A 21,598-nucleotide genomic window follows, 5' to 3' on the forward strand; every position below is an offset into this window, starting at 1 on the left:
TTTATTGAAACTTCAACATACAATAGATCTTGATTGTTTGCATTAAGTTCTTTTTTAGATAAATTAAGATCCATTTTTTTAGCTTCACTAAAAGTTTCAACACTTTTTCTTCCGACAGTTTTCTCAATTAGTTTTCCTTCTTTATCATAGGCTTTTGCAACTAATTTTCCTTCAAAGAAAGGAACTTTAAATGTAAAGAATAGATTTTCAAAATCTTTATTTGATTTATCTGGACCAGTATAGTAACGATTTGTAAATCCAGCTTTTGTTTTAGTTTCAGTAAAAGATTTTTCAAGATTTAAATCTTCTTCTTTTCCATTTACTACTTTAAATAATTTTACTTTATGCGCATTGGTATAGACAACTACATCAACTTTTTGATCGTTGTCTTTTTTAATCATGCTTTCTTTTCATTCTGGTAAAACATGTAAAGTAGTATCACTATCATTTCATTGTGATCTATAGAAATAGTATCTATCTTTTGGTAGTCCAGCAGTATCAACTATTCCAAAATATGAGCTTTTAGGATGATTTTGTCTATTAGTTCCAGCGCCAACACCATTTCAAGGAGTTGGTTCACCTAAATAATCAAATCCAGTTCAAATCATTTCACCTGCAACAAAATCTCTTTTAATTACATAGTCTCATGATTGAGCAGATGTATCTCCTCAACCCACTTTTGAGCGATCATAGCCTGTTAAAAGATAATCTGCATTTTGTATATCATTATATCCTTCAGTTCTATAATTAGCATTATAAACTCCACGACTATTTACAGCACTTGATGTTTCAGCTGCATATATTTTTCAATCAGGAAAACGTTTCTTGTAATCATCAAAAGTACCATTTTTAGCGTAGTTAAATCCAACAATTCCACCATGTTTATCAATAATTTTAGCTAAAGCAATTGATAAACCATTATTATTTTTTAAGTGATTATCTCCAAATGTAGCAGGTCTAGTAGGATCAATGCTTTTAATTCAGTTCATCATATTTTCCATGACTTTTTCATATTCTTTGTTTCTTGATCCATCTTGACCTTCAAGAAGTTCATTTCCTACCGATCACATAATAATTGCAGGTGAGTTTTGCCCTCTTTTTACCATGGTTTTAGTATCTAATTCAGCTCAAGTCATATTTTCAGATTCTTTTCCAATTATTGGATTATCTTTTTCAATAACTTTGTCAAAAAATGCTGAATAGTCGTTTCAATTACCATTTTTTGGTCTTAATCATGTATCAAAAGCTTCATCTATAACAAGCATACCTTTTTTATTTGCTATATCAATTAAAGTATCACTAGCTGGATTATGAGTAACTCTAATTGTATTTGTACCCATTTCTTTTAAAATTTCTACTTGTCTTAAAGTAGCATCATAAAACGATGCTGCTCCTAAAGAACCTTGATCATGATGCATTGAAACACCTTTAAGTTTTATATTTTTTCCATTAAGTAAAAATCCTTTATCTTTGTCAAATTCAAAAAATCTAAATCCATAGTCGTTTTCTTCTGAATCAAGAAGTTTATTGTCGACAAAAACTTGAGTTTTAAGTTTATATAAAACTGGTGAGTTTAAATCTCATAATTGTGGTTTGTTTACTTTTAATTCACTTTCAAAAACACTATTTAAAGCATTTGTTACGTTTGAATTTCCTTCAAATTTAGTTACTAATTTATTATCTTTATCAAATAATTCATGAACTATTTTTAATTTTTTTGCTTCTTTTGTATTGTTTACTAAATTTGTTTTAATTTTTAGAGTAACTTCTTTATTGAAGTTTTCTTTTAAGTTTTGAGCTTGAATATTAACACCATATTTGTCAATATGTACTTGGTCAAAGATACTCAAGGAAACATCACGATAAATTCCTGAACCTGAATATCAACGTGATGAAGGGAATTTATGATTAACTTTAACAGCAATTAAATTGCTTTTATTGAATTCTACAAAACTTGTAATATCAAAAGCAAACGGAGTGTATCCGTATGGATGAAATCCTATTTTTTTACCATTTACAAAAACTTCAGCATTGTTATAAACACCACCAAAATTTAAACGAATTCGTTTATTTTTAAGCTCTAAAGGTATAAAAATTTCTTTACGGTATCAACCAATATTACCAAGTTTAAACCCACTTTCTGCTTCACCTTTTTTAAGATCATAATCTAAACCTAAACTATAGTCATGTGGCAAATTTAAATTACTAAAAGTAGAATCATCAAAATTATTTAATTCTGCTTTATCCTTATTTCCGTAAAAGAATTTTCAATTATCCATTAGTTTTATGTTACGCTGACTAAAATCTAATTTTTCTTCTTTAATATCTTGTCTTGGGCTTTTTAGAGTATTTTTATTATTTGTGCCATTTTCTTTTTCAGTTGGACTAATAACTTCGTTTTTGTCTTCTTTTTTGCTTGTATTTTTATTACATGCAATAGCAATAATGCTAGTTGAAATTGTTAATGTACTAACAATTCCTAAAATAATTTTTTTCTTCATTTGAATCCTTATAAGAAACAATCTAGTTTCTAAATAATTATATTTTTTTTAAATGTAATAATTATTCAATAAGGTTTTTTTGAATGTTGTTTATCCAAAAGCACTATGATATAGTGATATAAGTAAAAAAATTCATTATTTTATTTAAAATTCTATAAAAAAATTTTCATTAAATATAAAAATAATTAAAAAATATAAGCAAAATTTCAATTATTTTACCTATATTTGTTTATTTTTTATTCATTTTATGACTTGTTAAAGGTTATATTTGATTCAGGTAGATTGTTTAAGAAAATGCTTGCATCATCTCTTACATGTTCATTAGACTTAAAAAAGTCTTCTCTAGAAAGTAAATATCAACGATGATGAGGTTGGCCAGAAGGTATAAAACTATCGTTTCAAGTTGGATCAACATAGTATCAATTATTATCAATTTTAACCATATTTCAAGCATGACGGCCTGATGCATCGGTAAGTTTATTTGTTTCTGTGTTAATAGTAGAACCTAGATTAACATCTCCATCTAAATAAATTGAAGGTATTCCAAAATATTGACTAAAGTAATTAATAATTGCTGCATAACCTTGACAAACAACTTTTTGAATTAAAAATCCTCTTAAATCTCCACCTTCAGAACGACTTAATCCACCATAAGAAACATGTTTTAGTACTTCATCATGAATTAATTTAAATTTTTGTTCAGTACTTTGTGCTTGCGCTACTTTAACTTCTAAATTGTCTCTTATCCAATTATTAACTTGACCTTGTAAAGTTGTATTATCTTTAAAATAATTTATATTTACATCGTAACTAAAAGGTTGATAAATAAAAGAAATGATATTGTGTCTAGTATCATAATTTTTTAAATAATAAAATCGACCAAAAAAGTCACCTTTAATTAATCGTGTAATTTTAGAAATATTTGCTATTTCAGAAGGACTTAATTCTAGTTTTAATCCGCTTGTTGCATAATTTACTTTTACATAATTTAAATTATTTTCTAAAGCATAAACTACTTTTTCATAAAGCTTTTTATCATTTGCATCAAGTAAATTATAACCTCATAAATTATCTTTAAGTTTTTCAAAAGTATCATAAATAGTTGCAATATTTAACTTGTTTTTATTAATTTTAACAACTAAATTTTGAGTAGTGCTAATGTCTTTATTAGTAGTTAAGTAGTTCCCATTTACATATGAAAATGTAGTTCAATTTTTCTGTTCTCTTTTTATGTTTTTGACTCCTCAAGCAGCTTGAATAAAGGTATTGTGCTCAATTGTGCTTTCAATTTTTCCATCAATAATATAGTTTAATTCCATTTGAGAATCTTTTTTAAAGTGAAATAAATTATTAATAAAAACATCTTTGTTAAACTTAAATTTGAGTGTAGCAGTAGCTTTTAAGTAGTTACTTTTAGAATCATATGCTTGAATTTTAACTTCAGGAATTATGTTTAATAAATCTTTATCGTTTAAATTTTTAAAGGAATTATGATTAATTGTAAAAGTATTAATTATTTGTTCTTTTTCTTGATTAAGATTTTCAATTAATTGTTCTTGAATTGTTTTTTTATCAAGATTTTTTATATATAAATCTATTTCTTTTAATGCATCTGATGATGTTTTAAAGGTTTGAGATAAATTATATGAAATATTTTCCTTTTTTGGCTCATTTATTGCTAAATTTGGTTGATTTTCTACCGGTTTATTAGAAATTGGTTTATTATTATCTTCTTTTTCTTTATTATTCTTGTTTATAGGCACAATAGGAATAGAAGGAATTGTTTTAATTAACGGTGATTCTTTATTATCATTTTGTTTATTATCTTTTTTAATAATTATGTTTGTATTAATTCGTATTAAAGGCACAGAAGCATTTTTTGATATTGTATCTTTATCTGGGTCCTTAAAATTATCGTTTTCTACAGGCAAAATATTTGATGAGTTGTTTTCATCAATTTTTTCAGTATTTTTTGGCTCACCTTCTACTGAAACATTACAAGAAATAGTAACAAGAGGCAAAGTAAAAGTAGAAGTTATTACTAATATTTTTTTAATCATATTTAAATTATATTTAAACTTTTAGTTGAATAATTAAAAAAAATAATTCGGCAAATAAATATTAATAAGATCAATATTTAGAAATATTTTTTAAAAAGAAAAATAAAATATTGGCAATTAAGCCAATAAATTATTATTATTTCATTTCTTCAAATAATTCGTAAACGCTTGGATCATAAGCATTAGCTCTTAATAAATGAGCAATTATACTAAAGTCATTTTTTTGTTTAAATGGATCATTTAATCCATAATAATCAACATTGTGTTTAGCTAATTTTCAAGAAGTTAAACCTTTTCTAGGCGAACCAGAGTTAATAATACTAATATAATTTCCTTGATTATCCATTACACCAGTTCCACTGTTTCCAGAGTTATGGTAAATAGGACTAATTCCATCACCACTAAATCCAATTGTGTCGCTATTGTTTTCAACTCTATGGTAGATGTAATTTGCTTTTTTACCATACGGAAAACCACTAAAAACATAATCAACAGCTAAATTGTTTTCAATATTAAATTCTTCGTTTTCATATGAAATTTTTAACGGTTCTAATTTTGATCAGTTTTCTAATCAAGCTGCAAATTCAAATTTCGATTCTCTTTTTAATTTGTCAATTGTGCTTTTTATATCAACTATAACTATATTAGCATCAATAGAGTGTGAACCGTTTCCATTTTTGTCTTTTTGATTAGAACTTGCGTTTCAAAATTCAGTTACTTCTGTTCCTGTTGTATATGCACCTGATCAATAGCCTTCTCCATTAAAATAGTCATTTGAAAAATCTTTTGCGTGCATAATTAAATTTGAACTCATAGTTGTTCCTACTATTGATTTTGACATATCATAATGTATATGGTTTCCGATAACGTGTTGATTTGTAATTAAATAATATTTATAATCAATTGGATCATTGTTTAATTTTCTTAACATAGTTCAAGAACCGAACTTACCAGCAAAAGTTCTATCTTTTATATCTTTTGCGCCTTTAAATTCATAATCTTCATGTAAATATTCTAGTTTAGGCTTATACCCTTCATTTCACTTTGATGAAACATTTTGATTAAAATTGAATTTAAAAATATCTTCAGATTTATTTCTTAAAATAATAGGTTCATTTTCTTGAGTAAATGTAACTTTTTCGTAATCAAATTTATTTGTTTGATAATCTACAAATTTTTCGTCACTTAAATTGTTTTCATATTGTAAATAAATTTTTGTTGCCCTTTTGTCAAAATAAATTGCTATATCTTTTTTAAGATCCTTATCACTTACTTCATTTCCTGTTAAAGAAATGTATCCTTGGTCAACATCTTTTTTAGGATTTTGAGTTATTTTATATTCATTATTTACAGGTCTAACTAAAAACTTAATTCCATCTTCAGCTAATTCTACAATTACATTAATTAAAGTAGTGGTTTGTTTAGAAAAGAAAGCACCTTTTATTTCTAAATTATTAAAGTTTATTTTCTTTGATTTAGTTAATTCATTGTAATCTATTTTCACTTGAGCATAGCGTGATTCATCATTTAAATATTTTTCTTTAAATTGCAATAAATTATTATTAAAGAAGACTGGTAAAGAAACATAAATAAATCTATTTTTTAAATTATTTTTTGTATTTTCAAATATTGGTTCATAATACATTTTCTTCATTAAAAAGTTTACAGATTTTTTATCAAATGAAGAATTTCATTCTCCAGTTTTTGTGTTAAACTCAATTTTTCTTTTTCTTAAAAATGAAGTATCTGAATTTTGTATTTCTATTAAATTATCTTGTAATCCTAATTCTTTTATTAAAGATTCATTATTCTTTTTATCATATGAAGCAGATGAATTATTCTTAAAACCTTCTATCTTTATTCAATTATTAGATAACTTATCTTTATATTTGAATTGTACATAAAGTGAACCTTCTTTATCATTTATTTCTTTTATGTTTGCGATTTCAAAGTCTTTAATTTTATATTTACTATTTTCAGTTCGTTCTAAGTCATATTTCTTGTAATACATTTTTTTGTCATAGATAACTTTTATAAAATCTTTGTATTGAGATGAATAAACTTGTGATTTATCTTTAAATGCTTTTGCAAAAGTATCTGCAGTAATTGTATTCATACCTCCAACAAAATCGACTCCTTTAACATTTAAATCTAAATTACTTAATCTAATGTTATTTAAATCATTGATTGGATAAATGGTATCAGCTAATGTATTAGATAAATTAGTTAATGTAATAGTTTTAGAAGCATATTTGATGGATGGATCATTTTTTGAAATAAAACCAATCTTGAACATAAGGGTATCTTTATTCCCTTGCAAGCTTGTTAAAGATCTAGAGTTTTGAAGTTTAGAATTAACATCAAAAAAGACAATAAAATAATTTTTTCTTAATTCGTTTATGTTAGTATCATTTTTTTGATCACTTGTTAAATATATTTGACCAGGTTTCGCAATTGTAGGAGTAGAGCCAGAATCTTTAAAATCACCTCCAAACGAATTTTTATCACCTTCTTCATTTTTAGAATTATTACCAACGAATTTTAAAAAGTATTTTAAATTTTTTCCAGTCATATTTTCGGGATCTAGATAACTAAAATTATTAGTTAATCTTAATTCAAAATTTGTTCCATTTATTTTATCTACTTTATTTTTTAAGTCTGCAGGGATATTTTTGCCAGGAACTTCTTTAAAAAACTCATCATTGTGTCTTGTGGAATCAAAATCGGGGTCATTAGGCTTTTTAAGAAATTCTAATTTTGTGTATCTAGATTGATAAGTTTTTTTACTTGTTTTATTTGTCACTTTATATTTATAGTATAAAAATGCATTTTTATCACTATATGCCTGATCTGCCGTTCTACTTTCTTCTTTTTCTATAGTGATTTCAAAATTTTTAAATTCTTGTGTTTTAAAAACTTTATTTAAATCTATTTCGCTAGCCATGAACATTGTTGGTAAAACATCTGGATTTCTTAATTCTAGACTTAAATTACCTCTTGCAATTAATGACTTTACATCTTTTTCTTCTTTTTCTTCTTCAGTTAAATTAAAATATGGTGAACCTTTAAACACTTCAGTTTTTATTGAAAATTCTTTTACCTTTTTATCATGCAAATACATATTAAGCTTAAGATCAGCTTTTCTAGAGTTAGTAAATTCAACAGTATTTATATCATATGTAAAATATCTATTTACTTTAGTTGTTAAAAATTCTTTATATCTATTTGGATGTGCTTTGTCAAACATTTCATCTGCTTGATATTTACTTAAAATAGATGTATCATAGCTAAAATAATCACTTAAATTGTTGGTTTTACTATACTCGTTTATTAAATCATCGATTTTTTTATCAAAAGCATGACTAACAGTTGTTTCTTTAGTTAAACTAGATTTTTTATCTTTAAGTAAAACTACATAGTTCACTAAATTATTGTTATTTTTATCAGTTTTAATTTCTTTTAATTCATAGTCTAAATTTTGTCCTTTTTCAAGTCCAAAATAAACTTTAAAGTTTTCTTTGTTTATACTTCCTGAATATAAATTAATTTTGAATCTATCTATTCCCTCTTGAATATCTTTTTTAAAAATTACAGTTGCTTCTTTTGTGTTAGCTTCAAAATTTTTTCTAATTTCTTCAGTTATAACTGGAGATTTTTCAATTTCTTTATCTTTACTTTCTTTGTCTTTATCACCGTCTACAAGTTTTTCAGGTGCATTATTGTCATTATTGCCTGGGTTATCATTTTTATCTGTAGTATTTGTTCCAGTATTTAAGTTTTCAGGTTTATTACTTGAACCTGTATTTGCATCTTTTTTATTATTTTTATTACTTGTTCCTGAATCACTTATATTTTCTTTATTATCCTTTGAATCAGTTGAATTTGTCGCACTAGTATCTATATTTTTTGCACAAGAAACCAAAAATATAGATGTAGTTATTAAACTAGCGTTTAAAATACTTAATAGTCTTTTTTTCATGTCTACCTCGATTAACAATATTGTACAATTTTTATTAATTAATATGTTTAAATTTAAAAAATAAAGTAATAATTTTTAATTCATAATATAATATAAATTAATTTAGAAAGTAGGAAAAATGTATAAAAAAGTAAAAGGTACAATTGATTACAATCCAATTCACTGATATTTAAAAAATATGGTTACTAGTCAATTCAAAGAATTGTCTATGAGTAATGACTTTTCAATGGTAGAAACACCAATTTTAGAGCATTCAGAATTATTTAGAAAAAGTGTTGAAAATAGCGATATTGTTAACAAGGAAATGTATGAGTTTTTTGATAAAGCCCAAAGAAGTTTAACTTTAAGACCTGAAGGAACTGCACCTTTTGTTAGAGCTTATATTGAAAATCGTTGAGATACTTTAGATAATCAAAAATTTGCATATTATGGACCAATGTTTCGTTATGAGCAACCTCAAAGTGGAAGATATAGACAATTTTATCAAGCAGGTATGGAAATAGTTGGCACTAAAAATTATCTAAAAGATGTTGAAATAATAAAACTGGGATCTAAACTATTAGATGATTTAAATATCGAATACAATTTAATAATTAATAGCATAGGTGATGCACAAAGTCGTAATGAATATGAAAAAGCTCTTAAAAAATATTTATTACCTTTTAAAGATCAATTAAGCGAAATTAGTCAAAAAAGATTAGAAGGAAATGTCTTAAGAATCTTAGATGATAAAATTGCTAGCAAAAAAGATTTTATGAAAAATGCACCTAAAATTTCTAAATTTATAAGTGAAGAATCAAAAGCTTACTTTAATGAAATAACATATTTATTAGATGATTTTCAAATTAAATACCAAATTAACAACAAATTAGTTCGAGGACTTGATTATTATGATGAAGTAGTTTTTGAATTTGTTTCAAAAAACCCTATGAGCGGCTCACAAAGCACTCTTATAGGTGGTGGAAGATATTCAAATCTTTTTGCATTATTAGGTGGGAAAAATGTTTCAAGCGTTGGAATGGGAATAGGAATTGATCGAATTGTTTTTCTAATAAGAGAATTAATTGAAAAAGACTATGAACAAGACAAAAAAAATCCAGACTTTAAACATAAATCACTAGAAAGTTATGTTCTTGACGACTTAAATAATATTGATATTTATATAGCTAGTTCAACCGATACAGATAATTTAAGCGAATTATTTACAATTAATGATGCTTTTATAAGTTCAAATTTAAAAACAAAATTTGAATATGACATTATTAAAGTAAAGAAAATTTTTGAAAGAGCTAATAAGTATAATGCAGCTTTTATTATGTTTGATGATGGAAGCAAAGATGATGGTTTATATGTGCTAAAAAACATGAAAACCGGAGAAAAAATCAATGTTAGTCCAGAAGGAACAGAGCTTAGAACTATTTTCCAATTTATTGCAGATTCAGATGAAAATGGAAATTATGATTATTTATTAGATGAAATAAATAATGAAGATTATGGAGATTAAAATGAACAAGACAATTAATAATAATCAACTACGTGCAAGTGATATTGGTAAAAAAGTAACATTATACGGTTTTGTAGCAAACAAAAGAAAATTTGGAGAATTAAGTTTTATTGACTTACGTGATAGATACGGAATTACTCAATTAGTTTTTAAAGAAAACACTACCTTTAGCCGTGAAAGCGTTTTAGAAGTAACTGGTACAGTTGCACTAAGAAAAGAAGAAAATAAATTACTTGAAACTGGTCAAATTGAAATATTAGTAGAATCATATAAAGTTTTATCTTTAGCTAACGATTTACCTTTTGTAGTACGAGATGATGTAGAAGTTAAAGAAGAGAATAGACTTCAATATCGTTATTTAGATTTGCGTAGACCAATAATGCAAAAAAATCTAATTCTAAAAAATAAAGTATTTCATGCAATAAGAGAATTTATGCAAGAAAATGATTTTTTAGAAATGGAAACACCTATTTTAGCCAAAGGAACACCAGAAGGAGCTCGAGATTTTTTAGTTCCAACAAGAAATGAAGGTAAATTTTTTGCTTTACCTCAATCACCGCAATTGTTTAAACAATTATTAATGGTATCTGGTTTAGAAAGATATTATCAATTTGCTAAATGTTTTAGAGATGAAGATTCTCGAAAAGATCGTCAACTTGAATTTATCCAATTAGATATTGAAACAAGTTATTTAAGTGTAGAAAACTTTCAAGCATATATAGAAAAATTATTCAAATATGTAATGCATAAAATTGGAATAGAAATTAAAATTCCTTTCCAAAGACTAAAATATTTTGATTGCATAAGAGATTATGGAACTGACAAACCTGATTTAAGATTTGATTTAAAAATTCAAGATATTAACGAATTTTGTAACAGCACCGACTTTAATATTATTAAAAATGCTTCTTCTAAAAGAATGTTAATAATTGAGCAAATTATTGAAAAAAAAACATTTAAAAATATATCTGAAATAGCTAAGAAAAACAAAGTAAACGCCTTATTTTATTTTGCAATAGAAAATTCAAAAGTAATACATTCTAACTTTGCTTCAAAAGTTCAAGAAGAAGTTGATATATTAATCAAAAAACAAAATATTGTTAATGGGACAGTATTTATTGCTGCTGATAAATATGAATCAGCTAGTCAAGCACTAGGTGCTTTAAGAGTTGAATTAAATAACTTATTTAACTATGCGCGTGATGAATACAACTTTTCTTGAATTACAGATTGACCTATGTTTGAATTTGTTGAAGAAGAAAATAGATGACAAGCTGCACACCATCCTTTCACTCAATTCGATAATGATTTAGAAGAAGTTAAAACAATGGATAAAGAAAAAATTATGGCCAAAAGTTATGACTTAGTCTTTAATGGATTTGAACTAGGTTCTGGTTCAGCTAGAATTTATAATCCAGTTGAACAAGAATTAATGTTTGATATGATAGGACTTGACAAAAAACAACAAGAAGAAAAATTCGGTTGATTTTTAAGAGCATTTAAATACGGCGTACCTCCTCATTGTGGAATTGGTTTAGGTATGGATCGTTTAATTATGATTTTAGCTAACCAAAAAACAATTCGTGATGTTATTCCTTTTCCTAAAAACTCAAAAGGGCAAGACGTTATGACTGATGCACCAAATAATATTGAACAAAATTCTTTAGATGAAGTATTTATTACTATAAAAGACCAAAAATAACAAAATTAACTATTATATTTGTATGAGTTAGTCAAAATATAATAGTTATTTTTTTAAATTACTTTTTCTATTGTTAAAAATTTCAAATAAAAAAATAATATATTTATTTATTAATAATAAATATTTAGAAAATATTACTTTTTATTTAATTAATATTAAATGATACACATGTTTATTTAGGTAATATTAATATTTAGAAAAATTATTTATAATTCAATCATGAAAAAAAATAGAAACATATTAAAAGCAATATTTTTGTTTTCTTCATCATTACTTACAACAACAATGGTTGCATGTAGCGGTGGAGTTAATTTAAACTCAAGTATAAAAGATGAAAATCCTAATAAAAACAATTCAGATACAACACCAGATACTCCAAAAGAAAATAAGGACAAAAATCAAACTTCTCCAGAAGTTAACAAGACTGATAAAGATAAAGAAGTTAAACCAAAAGATCCTGTTGTAGGAAATACTAATAACGAATCAAATAAAACAGACTCTAAAGAACCAACCTCAACTGAAAAATTAGAAGTATTAGAAGAATTAGGTCCATTACCTATAAGAGCACCAGTCAGTGCACCTCCTGTTACTTCCGTGCCAAATACACCTTTTGACCCATCTAATCCACAGTTACCGCCTGGTTTTCCTGGAATGTTAGACAGAGTTAATGGATTCTATAGAGATAAAATGCCAACTACTACATTACCTAAAAAAAATGATTCTGAGTTATATGATGCAATTTATAAAAGAACATTTGCCGTTAGTTTTGTTACTAATGATGTTGATGCAAATGATAATAAAATAACAAAATTAAGTTCAATGAATGAAGGAACTACTTGATTATTTGATTATTACAAATATAAGCAAGTAAATAAATATAAATTATTTTTTGCAACAAATTTACACGTTGCTTCAGCTATTAGAAACACTTTAGAAAACAATAAAACTGAATTATTTGATTACTCAGATGATGTGAAATCAAGTGATGGAAAATTATCATCAACTCTTGGTTTAAATTTAGGAAGATCGAAAGTTTCAAATAGAAATTTTTCTTCTCATAATGATAAAACTTCTTTAGGAGCTTTTTCAGAAGCAGCTAAATTTTATACAAATATTCAAAATGATTCTGGTTCTGCAAAAAATGAAGCGATGTTAACTCCTCCTAAAATGGTTTTTGCAGCTACAGGATTTATGAATGATGAAGATGAAAAAGGTTATATAAATAAATTAAAAGAAAAAGCTAAAAATTATGAAATTACAGATGAAAATGCTAAAAAAATAATAAGAGATAATTATCAAAAAGCAACCTATTATAAGGATTTTGTCGTTTTTGAAATTGATGTTGATTTAACAAAAGATAATTCAGATAGTAAAGAATTTAGTTCATGAATACAAGAAGCAATTAATTCTTTTGAGAATATTAAATCATATACAAAAAATAATGATGTTCCTAACCATGATAGAGGGGATATTCCATATGTTTCTTATGATTATGCGAGTATGTTCCATGCGCCAAAAAGAAAAATATATAAAATATTTAACAATTATGATAAAGCAAATCACTCTGCAGAAATGGCATATATTCTAGGTTATCCAAAAGATGTAAAACAATATGCAGTAAGAAACAACAATAGCGAAAGATATAATACTAAAAATACATGATCTGTGACATCGTTAGGGCATACTAACGGATTTGGTGGATCAAACGTTAGTTTTAATAGTGATATCTGAAATAGACCATTTGCTAATCATTATGGATTTAATTCAGGATTAAATTTTTCATCATTATACTATGGAGCATCAGGTTCAATGGTAACTAACGAATATGGCTTACCTTTAGGTATTTATAGTAGTGTAAACGCAAGTGTAAATTCAACAGAAATAAGTAAAAATGGTGGATATACTAATTTTGTACAAAATTTTGATATACCATTTTATGACATTCCAAACGCAGTTTATAGCGCTCACAACTTAATTGATGGTTCAGATAAAAGATTATATCCGCGTCAAAGAACTTCATATAGAGAAAATTTAAGATTCTTATATCCTAATGGATTTGAAAATTCTGAGGATTCTAAAAAGACCGCGATATTTGATAAAAATTATTAAAAAAACAGCACATGCTGTTTTTATTTAACTTTTCCAGATTTAACTTGATCAAAGTTCTTTTGGAAATTTCTTTCTTCTAAATGAGTTGAAATAAATAAGAAGATTAATGTACTTAAAACACAACCTAGTGAGATTAAACCTCTGGCTCACAATTCCAATTGATAGCTTCATATTATTCCAGCAGCAGCTAATGCAAATGGAATAATAAAAGCTATTGATTTAGTTTCTATAATATTAAATTTATATAATATAAATCATAGACCTGTTATAAAAATTATTCATAAAGGTAAAGCAATTGATAAACCTCAAAAAGGAATATATTTTAAGTTTGAATCAGTTGTACCAAAAACTCAAAATAGTATTGCTGGAAATAAAACAAATAATACTGTAAATAATATTGCAAAATATCTTTTTCTTTGTTGTAAAGCTTTTATTTGTCTGATAGTATGTTCTTTATTTTGTTGTTTATTCATCTTATCTATAAGCCTTTTTGTCATTGTTTAGCATTTCTAAAAATTTTTCCAAACTCGTTGTTGTTGTTGAATCTTCGCCATATTTACGATAAGAAATAGTTTTAGATTCTTGTTCTTTATCACCTAAAATTAGTTGATATTTTGATTTAGAAATTTGAGCTTCACGCATTTTTTTAGATAATCTTTCTTCACGATCATCTAATTTTGTTCTTATATCATTTGCAAATAAAAATTCATTTACTTCTTTAGCATATTCATAATTATTAATTTCATGTACCGGTATAACAGTCACTTGTTTAGGTGCTAGTCAAAATGGTAAATTACCTTTTGTTTGTTCTAAAAGAGTTGCTACAAATCTTTCATATGTTCCAATTAAACCACGGTGTAATAAAACTGGTGTTTTTTCTTCGCCATCTTTATCAGTATATTTCATTTCAAAACGACTTGGTAGTAAAAAGTCTAATTGCAATGTTGAAATTGTAATTTCATGACCTAGTGAAGTAAAAATTTGAATATCAATTTTAGGTCCATAAAAAGCAGCTTCACCGATTTTTTCTTCATATTCAATGTTTAAATCATCTAAAACTTTACGTAATTGAGCTTCTGAAGAATTTCACATTTTATCATCATCAAAATATTTTTCTTTATCTTCTTTATCTCTTAAACTTAGCGAAATATAATTAATTTTGATTTTTAAAAGATCCAATGTTTCTTTAATTAAAGCATACATTGTTTTAAATTCACTTTCTATTTGGTCAGGTCTTAGAAAAATATGACCCTCAGTTAAAAGCATTCCTCTTACTCTTTCTAAACCAGTTAGTGCTCCACTTTTTTCATAACGATATAGCTGTGATTGTTCTGAATAACGAATCGGTAAGTCACGATATGAACGTTTTTCCATGTTATAACAAATAATATGGTGTGGACATGTCATAGGGCGAGGAATTAATCTTTCTCCTTCAACTACAATTGGTTTAAACATATCATCTTTATAGTGCGCTAAATGTCCTGAAATCTTATATAAAGTTTCTTCACCAAAGTGAGGTGTTAAAACTTCTCTAAATCCATATTTTTTGTCCATTTTTAAAACTAAATTTTTAATTTCATTATGAATTGCCATTCCATCTTCTAATCAAATTGGTAACCCTTGACCTGATAATTTAGAAAAGGCAAAAAGTTTCATTTCTTTTCCAATTTTACGGTGGTCACGTTCTTTACGATCTTTTAATATTTCTAAATAAGTAGCCAATTCTTCTTTTGTGTCTCAAGAAGTTCCATAAATTCTAGTTAATTGAATATTATTTGAATCACCTCTTCAATAAGCACCAGATAAATTTAATAACTTAAAGTTTTTTATTTTTTTAGTATCTTCTGTATGGTTTCCGGCACATAAATCAACAAAAATTTCTTCTTTACTTAACGGATCAACTAATGCATAAAATGTAATTGTTTTACCTTGTTTAACTAATTCATCATAAAGTTCTTTTTTGTAAGGTTTATTTTCAAAACTATAATGTGATTGATCAACTTGTTGCATAACTAAATTTCTTGATGCAAGTTTTTTCATGAATTTTTCAATTTTACTTAATTCTGTATCTGAAAGTGCTTCAAGAAATTCAAAGTCATAATAAAAACCTTCGCTTATTGCAGGACCAAATCCTAGTTTAACACCTGGATAGAGTTTTTCAACAGCTGCACCTAGTAAGTGTGAAGTTGTATGATTAAGTTTAATATCTGCTTTCATAATTCTCCTAAAATCCCATTTTTTCCATTAATTGGGATAAATTTTCTTTTGCGATTTTTTTAGCAACATGTGCGCCATCTGTGCAAACTTGATCAACTTTTTTCAAGTAATATACGTATTTTTCTTGAATATCAATTAATAAGTTTTTAACGCATAATGCCACTTGTTCTTTAAATTCTTTGTAATTAGCATCTTTAAAGTGAAATTCTGCATCTTCTAAACTAATATTGTTTAGCGCTGCATAAATGTTTAATAAGTTTAAAACACCAGGTTTATCGTTTGAAATATATATTTTATTTTCACTATCAGTAACTGCTTTTAAAACCTTTTTATAAGCTAATTCAGGATCATCTAATAAATAAATTGTTGATTTAGATGATTCTGATTTAGACATTTTTACATTTGGATCAGATAAAGATTTGATTCTAGCACCTACTTTAGGACTAAATCCTTCTGGAACAATAAAATTATGTTTGTATTTATTATTAATTCTAGTTGCAATATTTCTAGTTAGTTCTAAATGTTGGATTTGATCTTCACCTACAGGAACAACATGAGCATTATAAAGTAAAATGTCGGCAGCCATTAATGTAGGATAAATTAAAAGTCCGGTTGGTATTTTTTCAGTACCATTTGCCTGTTTAGAAGCTTTTAGTGATTTATCTTTAAATTGTGTCATTCTGTTTAATTCGCCTAAAGTTGTTTCATTAGACAATAATCACTGCATCATAGCATGTTCAATTACATCAGATTGAAAAAAGATAGTGCTTTTTTGTGTGTCTAAACCACAAGCTAAATATAAAGCTGCTACACTTTGTCTAGATTCATATAATTTTTTAGCATTATTATCACCCATAGTTAAGGCATGAAGATCAGCTATAAAGTAAAAAGCTTCATAATCATCTTGTAATTTAATAAAGTTATTTATTCCTCCAATATAGTTACCTAAAGTCAATTGACCAGTTGGTTTTATACCACTAATACATCTTTTTTTCATCTTGTTCCTTGTAAATAAAATTATATTTTAAATTATATTACAAAGCTTAAAATTTCAAGACTTATTTATAGCAAAAATATTCTTTATTAGGATTTAATTTTATGTGTAATAATTAAGTTATGATAAAAAAATTATTAAAACAAGAACGTATTGATATTATTTTAAAACAATTGGCATTAAATGGTGCAATTACAACAAAAAAATTAATGTTTTTAACAAACGCAAGTGAATCCACATTACGCGCTGATATAGTTGAATTAGATAAAAAAGGTCTACTTAAAAAAGTTCATGGAGGTGCTTGTTTAGAAAAACAACAAATACAAAATAATGTAGATATTCTTTTTGAATCAAGAACAAAATTACAAAAAGATTCAAAATTAAAAATTGCTAAAAAAGCTAGTATTGAAATTAATAAAAAAACAAATTTAACAACAATCTTTATTGATTCAGGAACTAGTACATATGAATTAATTAAACTTATCACTTTAAAAAATATTATAGTTGTTACTAATTCATTAAATGTTGCTGATTATTTAAAAAATAATAATGATATAAAAGTAATTTTAATAGGTGGTGAAATCAAAAATAAAACATCAAATATAGTAGGATCAATAGCTCTTGATAATTTAAATTTATTTACCTTTGATTTAGGAATATTTGGAACAAATACGCTCAATAATAATGGAAGTTTTAAAACACCTGAAATCAATGAAGCTATTTTTAAAAAAACAGCTATTGCTAAATCAAAACATGTTTATTTATTAGTAGATAAAAGCAAAGTAGGATTAAATCAAGGAATTGAATTTCATAAAATCGATCAAAAAACCACAATAATATCAGATGCGGAAAAAAATCCGAATTTAGATAATATAAAATGAATTAAAGCATAACCATATGGTTATTTTTTAATTATTTTTGTAGTTTTTTAATGATTTTTAAGGTTTTTTATTATAATTAACATTGGAGGTTAAATGATTTATACAATTACTTTATCCCCAACAATTGATTATTCACTAAAATCAGAATATGAATTAAAAACTGATTTTATTAATAGAAGTACCAAAGAAGCCTATGAAGTAGGTGGAAAAGGAATTAATGTTTCTATAATGCTTAATAATTTAGCAACTGAAAATGTTGCCTTAGGTTTTGTTGGAGGATTCACAGGAAACGAAATAGTAAATATCTTAAAACATAAAAATATAGTTACTGATTTTGTAAATATTCAAGGAAATTCAAGAACAAATGTCAAAATCAATATAAAAAACCAAAAAGAATTAATAATTAATGCAACAGGCCCATTAATAAGTGATAAAAACTTAAATGATTTATACACTAAAATTCAATATTTGGTAAAGGATGGTGATGTAGTTGTAATAGCAGGAAATATTCCTTCAATTATGAAACAAGACATATATGTCCAAATTTTAGAATTAATTAAACAAAAAAAAGTTCTATTAATCGTTGATGCAACTAAAGATTTATTAATATCAACTTTAAAATACAAACCGTTTTTAATCAAGCCAAATCTTGAAGAAATAAACGAAATTTTTAAAAGCGAAATTAAAAATCCAATAACTCAAATGGAACAAGTTAAATTAAAAGCCTTAGAGTTACAAAAACTAGGAGCTCAAAATGTTGTTATTTCTTTTGGCGGGCAAGGCTCTTTATTACTTGATAAAAATCAAGAATTTAGCTATCGAGAAGCTATAAAAGGAAAATTTGTAAGCTCTACTGGAGCTGGCGATAGTATGGTTGCAGGTTTTATAAGTAAATATTTACAAACAAAAAATGTAAAAAAATCATTCATCTTTGGAAATTATTGTGGCTCTGCAACAGTTTTTACAACTGGTATTGCTAGCTCTAAAGAAATCGATGAATTAATTAAAAAAGAAGGAGAAGTATGAGAATAAAAGATTTATTAACTAAAGAAACAATTTTATTTAGACCTAATATAAATAATAAAGATGAACTTTTAAAAAGAGCAGTTGATTTAGCCGCTCTTTCAGGAAAAATTAATGATCCTAAAAAACTACTTCAAGCAGTCTGAAAACGTGAATACGAATTTAGTACTGGTGTAGGAAATGGAATTGCAATTCCCCATGGTAAAGGAGAATTTGTAAAAAAACCTGTTTTAAGCGCAATTGTTTTAAGAGAAGGAATTGATTATAGTTCACTAGATAATAAACCAGTTAAATTAGTTTTTTTAATAGCAGCACCTGAAGGCAATGCACAAGAAAACTTACATTTAGATGTTTTAGCTAATTTAAGTAGAATGCTTTTAGATGAAGAATTAGTTGAAAAATTAATTAAAGCTAAATCAAAAAGCGAATTTTTAAGTTTATTAAGCAACAAAGAAAATGAATTAGCTCGTAAAGAAGAACAAAAAGAACAAAATGTGCTAATTAAGTCAAATAATCAAACTAAAGAATATTTAGTAGCTATTACTTCTTGTCCTACTGGTATAGCACATACCTATATGGCACAAGAATCATTAGAAAAAATGGCTAAAGAACTAAATGTTGAAATTAAAGTAGAAACACAAGGTTCTGGTGGAGCTAAAAATATTTTATCAACTCAAGAAATAGCAAATGCTAAAGCAGTTATTATTGCAGCTGATACAAATGTAGAATTAAATCGTTTTGAAGGAAAAAGATTATTAAAAACTGATGTAAGTAGCGCTATTAAAAATCCTCAAAACTTAATTAATCGTGCTCTTAATGATAATTTAAGTGTTTATAAAAACACAGATTCATCAAGTAAAAATAATCAAGATAAAAGTCAGCAAAAAGGATTTATTAAAACCTTTTATACACATTTAATGAGTGGTGTTTCACACATGTTACCATTTGTTATAGGTGGAGGAATTTTAATTGCATTAGCCTTTTTAATTGATAGTTTTTATGGAACAGAAGCTATTGGAAGCAATTTTGGTAGCACAGCTTCTGTAGCTAAATTCTTTATGGGAGCTGGTGGAGCAGCATTTGGCTTTATGATGGCTATATTAGCCGGATTTATTGCTTTTTCAATTGCTGGACGACCAGGTTTAGCTGTTGGTATGGTTGGAGGATTTTTAGCTAATTCAGCAAGTTTTTCAATCATTAATACAGGTTCAAATGCCGGATTTTTAGGAGCATTAATTGCTGGATTTGTAGCAGGTTACTTAGTTTTAGGACTAAGGTATGCTTTTAAATGAATGCCTAAAAGTATGGACGGAATGAAACCGATGTTGGTTTATCCAGTTCTAGGAATTTTACTAATTGCTTTAATTATGTACTTTTTAATCAATACACCATTAGGGTATTTAAACTTTTATATTAATAAAGGACTAAAAGATTTAGTTGAATCACAAAAAGAAATTTCATTAACATTTAAAATTGGTGTAGGTATGTTATTAGCTGGTATGATGGCTGTTGATATGGGTGGACCAATTAATAAAGTAGCATATACCATTGGTGTAGCATCAGTTGATCCTAATGGATTAAATCAACCATGAATTATGGCCGCTGTTATGATTGGTGGAATGGTTCCACCTTTAGTAATTGCTTTATCAGCCGATTTATTCCCACAAAAATATTCTTCAAAAGAAAGAAAAGATTCTAAAGTAAACTATTTAATGGGATTAAGCTTTATTACTGAAGGAGCAATTCCATATGCTGCTTCAGATCCTTTTAGAGTTATAGGAGCAAGTATTGTTGGTAGTGCAGTAGCTGGTGGAATGTCAGCAGCTCTAGGAGCTTCAATTCCAGCACCTCATGGAGGAATATTTGTCTTTGCCGTTGCACAAAACTGATATTGATACTTATTAGCTTTAGCAGTAGGAGCAGTTCTAGGAGCATTAATTTTAGGAATATTAAAGAAAAAACATCCTGAAGCAGAATTAAAAAGATGAAAAGGTATTCCTATAGGGAATGGAGTTTATCTTAAAAAATTCAAAAAATAATTTAAAGAGATTATGTATACAATAATAGCAAAAAATAATTTGATAATAGACTCATTGAGCATTTACGACAATGATGAAAATGAGAAATTATTTAACTATATAACAAAAAAACTTTTTGAAGAAATTTTATATAAGCAAGTAAGTAAAAATACTAAACATGATAAAATTTATTAACAAAAAATAATTTAATTAAAATACACTGAGTATACAGAGAATAATATAAAAAACATTTTTAATAAAATAGATAAAATATTTTTCTTGTATTCCCTGATGAGAAAATTTAAAAAAACTTTTGTGAACACTGAAAATGAATTAGATTTTTTATACAAAATTAATAATTTTAAATTTGATAATCAATATTATATTAACAAAAAAATTACTAATAATAAAGTAACATTCTTTATAACTCAGTTAAAGGAATTAACTTTGTATATATAAATTTCTGAAAGAAATATTTATAGAATTAGAAATCAATAAAAACGCTAAAAAAGGCTCTTTTGTTTTAATATCAATTTTTGCTTACTTTTATAAAATAATTATTGATGATAATGAATATTTATCTGATTATCATGATATAGAATTATTAGAT

The 21,598-nt window shown here is 25.9% G+C and carries 13 protein-coding genes; 7 read left to right on the top strand and 6 right to left on the bottom strand.

What is annotated here, in order from left to right:
• The 3 genes from MALL_RS00705 to MALL_RS00715 form a co-directional block, all read right to left on the bottom strand.
• Positions 1-2,501: glycoside hydrolase family 2 TIM barrel-domain containing protein (locus MALL_RS00705; protein WP_005683249.1), on the bottom strand; the 2,501-nt coding region annotated here is incomplete at its 3' end.
• A gap of 245 nt (positions 2,502-2,746) precedes the next feature.
• Entirely contained in the window at positions 2,747-4,561 is a 1,815-nt protein-coding gene (locus MALL_RS00710; RefSeq protein WP_005683242.1) for a transglutaminase domain-containing protein, read from the bottom strand.
• Between the two features lie 136 nt (positions 4,562-4,697).
• Positions 4,698-8,540 (bottom strand): MGA_1079 family surface serine endopeptidase, encoded by a 3,843-nt coding sequence (locus tag MALL_RS00715; protein WP_005683254.1) that lies wholly within the window; start codon positions 8,538-8,540, stop codon positions 4,698-4,700.
• A 118-nt stretch (positions 8,541-8,658) separates the two neighbouring features.
• Between MALL_RS00715 and hisS the strand changes: the two genes are divergently transcribed.
• From hisS to MALL_RS00730, 3 genes are all read left to right on the top strand, one after another.
• Complete coding sequence (gene hisS / locus MALL_RS00720; RefSeq protein ID WP_005683238.1) at positions 8,659-10,044, top strand: histidine--tRNA ligase; 1,386 nt, start codon at positions 8,659-8,661, stop codon at positions 10,042-10,044.
• A 1-nt stretch (position 10,045) separates the two neighbouring features.
• Entirely contained in the window at positions 10,046-11,746 is a 1,701-nt protein-coding gene (gene aspS / locus MALL_RS00725) for an aspartate--tRNA ligase (RefSeq protein ID WP_005683250.1), read from the top strand.
• Between the two features lie 219 nt (positions 11,747-11,965).
• Positions 11,966-13,855, top strand: a complete 1,890-nt coding sequence (locus MALL_RS00730; protein WP_005683258.1) for an MIP family Ig-specific serine endopeptidase — start codon at positions 11,966-11,968, stop codon at positions 13,853-13,855.
• Between the two features lie 20 nt (positions 13,856-13,875).
• On the opposite strand, the gene MALL_RS00735 is transcribed toward MALL_RS00730, so the two are convergent.
• The 3 genes from MALL_RS00735 to trpS are packed head-to-tail and all read right to left on the bottom strand — an operon-like array spanning position 13,876 to position 17,069.
• Positions 13,876-14,328: an MAG3450 family membrane protein gene (locus MALL_RS00735; RefSeq protein WP_040545454.1), complete on the bottom strand. Its 453-nt coding sequence runs from the start codon at positions 14,326-14,328 to the stop codon at positions 13,876-13,878.
• 1 nt (position 14,329) lies between these two features.
• Positions 14,330-16,072 (bottom strand): threonine--tRNA ligase, encoded by a 1,743-nt coding sequence (gene thrS, locus MALL_RS00740; RefSeq protein WP_005683241.1) that lies wholly within the window; start codon positions 16,070-16,072, stop codon positions 14,330-14,332.
• A 7-nt stretch (positions 16,073-16,079) separates the two neighbouring features.
• Positions 16,080-17,069, bottom strand: coding sequence for a tryptophan--tRNA ligase (gene trpS / locus MALL_RS00745; RefSeq protein ID WP_005683240.1), 990 nt, complete (start codon positions 17,067-17,069; stop codon positions 16,080-16,082).
• Between the two features lie 119 nt (positions 17,070-17,188).
• Here trpS and MALL_RS00750 point away from each other — a divergent pair, with 119 nt between their 5' ends.
• The 4 genes from MALL_RS00750 to MALL_RS04395 all read left to right on the top strand — a co-directional run bounded on the left by MALL_RS00750 (position 17,189) and on the right by MALL_RS04395 (position 21,183).
• Positions 17,189-17,959, top strand: coding sequence for a DeoR/GlpR family DNA-binding transcription regulator (locus MALL_RS00750; RefSeq protein WP_005683244.1), 771 nt, complete (start codon positions 17,189-17,191; stop codon positions 17,957-17,959).
• Between the two features lie 81 nt (positions 17,960-18,040).
• Complete coding sequence (locus MALL_RS00755) at positions 18,041-18,979, top strand: 1-phosphofructokinase family hexose kinase (RefSeq protein WP_005683256.1); 939 nt, start codon at positions 18,041-18,043, stop codon at positions 18,977-18,979.
• Complete coding sequence (locus MALL_RS00760) at positions 18,970-21,009, top strand: PTS fructose transporter subunit IIABC (RefSeq protein WP_005683246.1); 2,040 nt, start codon at positions 18,970-18,972, stop codon at positions 21,007-21,009. The genes MALL_RS00755 and MALL_RS00760 overlap by 10 nt, the downstream gene beginning before the upstream one ends.
• A gap of 12 nt (positions 21,010-21,021) precedes the next feature.
• Positions 21,022-21,183: a hypothetical protein gene (locus MALL_RS04395; protein WP_005683234.1), complete on the top strand. Its 162-nt coding sequence runs from the start codon at positions 21,022-21,024 to the stop codon at positions 21,181-21,183.
• Positions 21,184-21,598: the final 415 nt, after the last annotated feature.

Origin of the sequence: Mycoplasmopsis alligatoris A21JP2 (assembly GCF_000178375.1) — a bacterium.
Taxonomy (GTDB): domain Bacteria; phylum Bacillota_I; class Bacilli_A; order Mycoplasmatales; family Metamycoplasmataceae; genus Mycoplasmopsis; species Mycoplasmopsis alligatoris.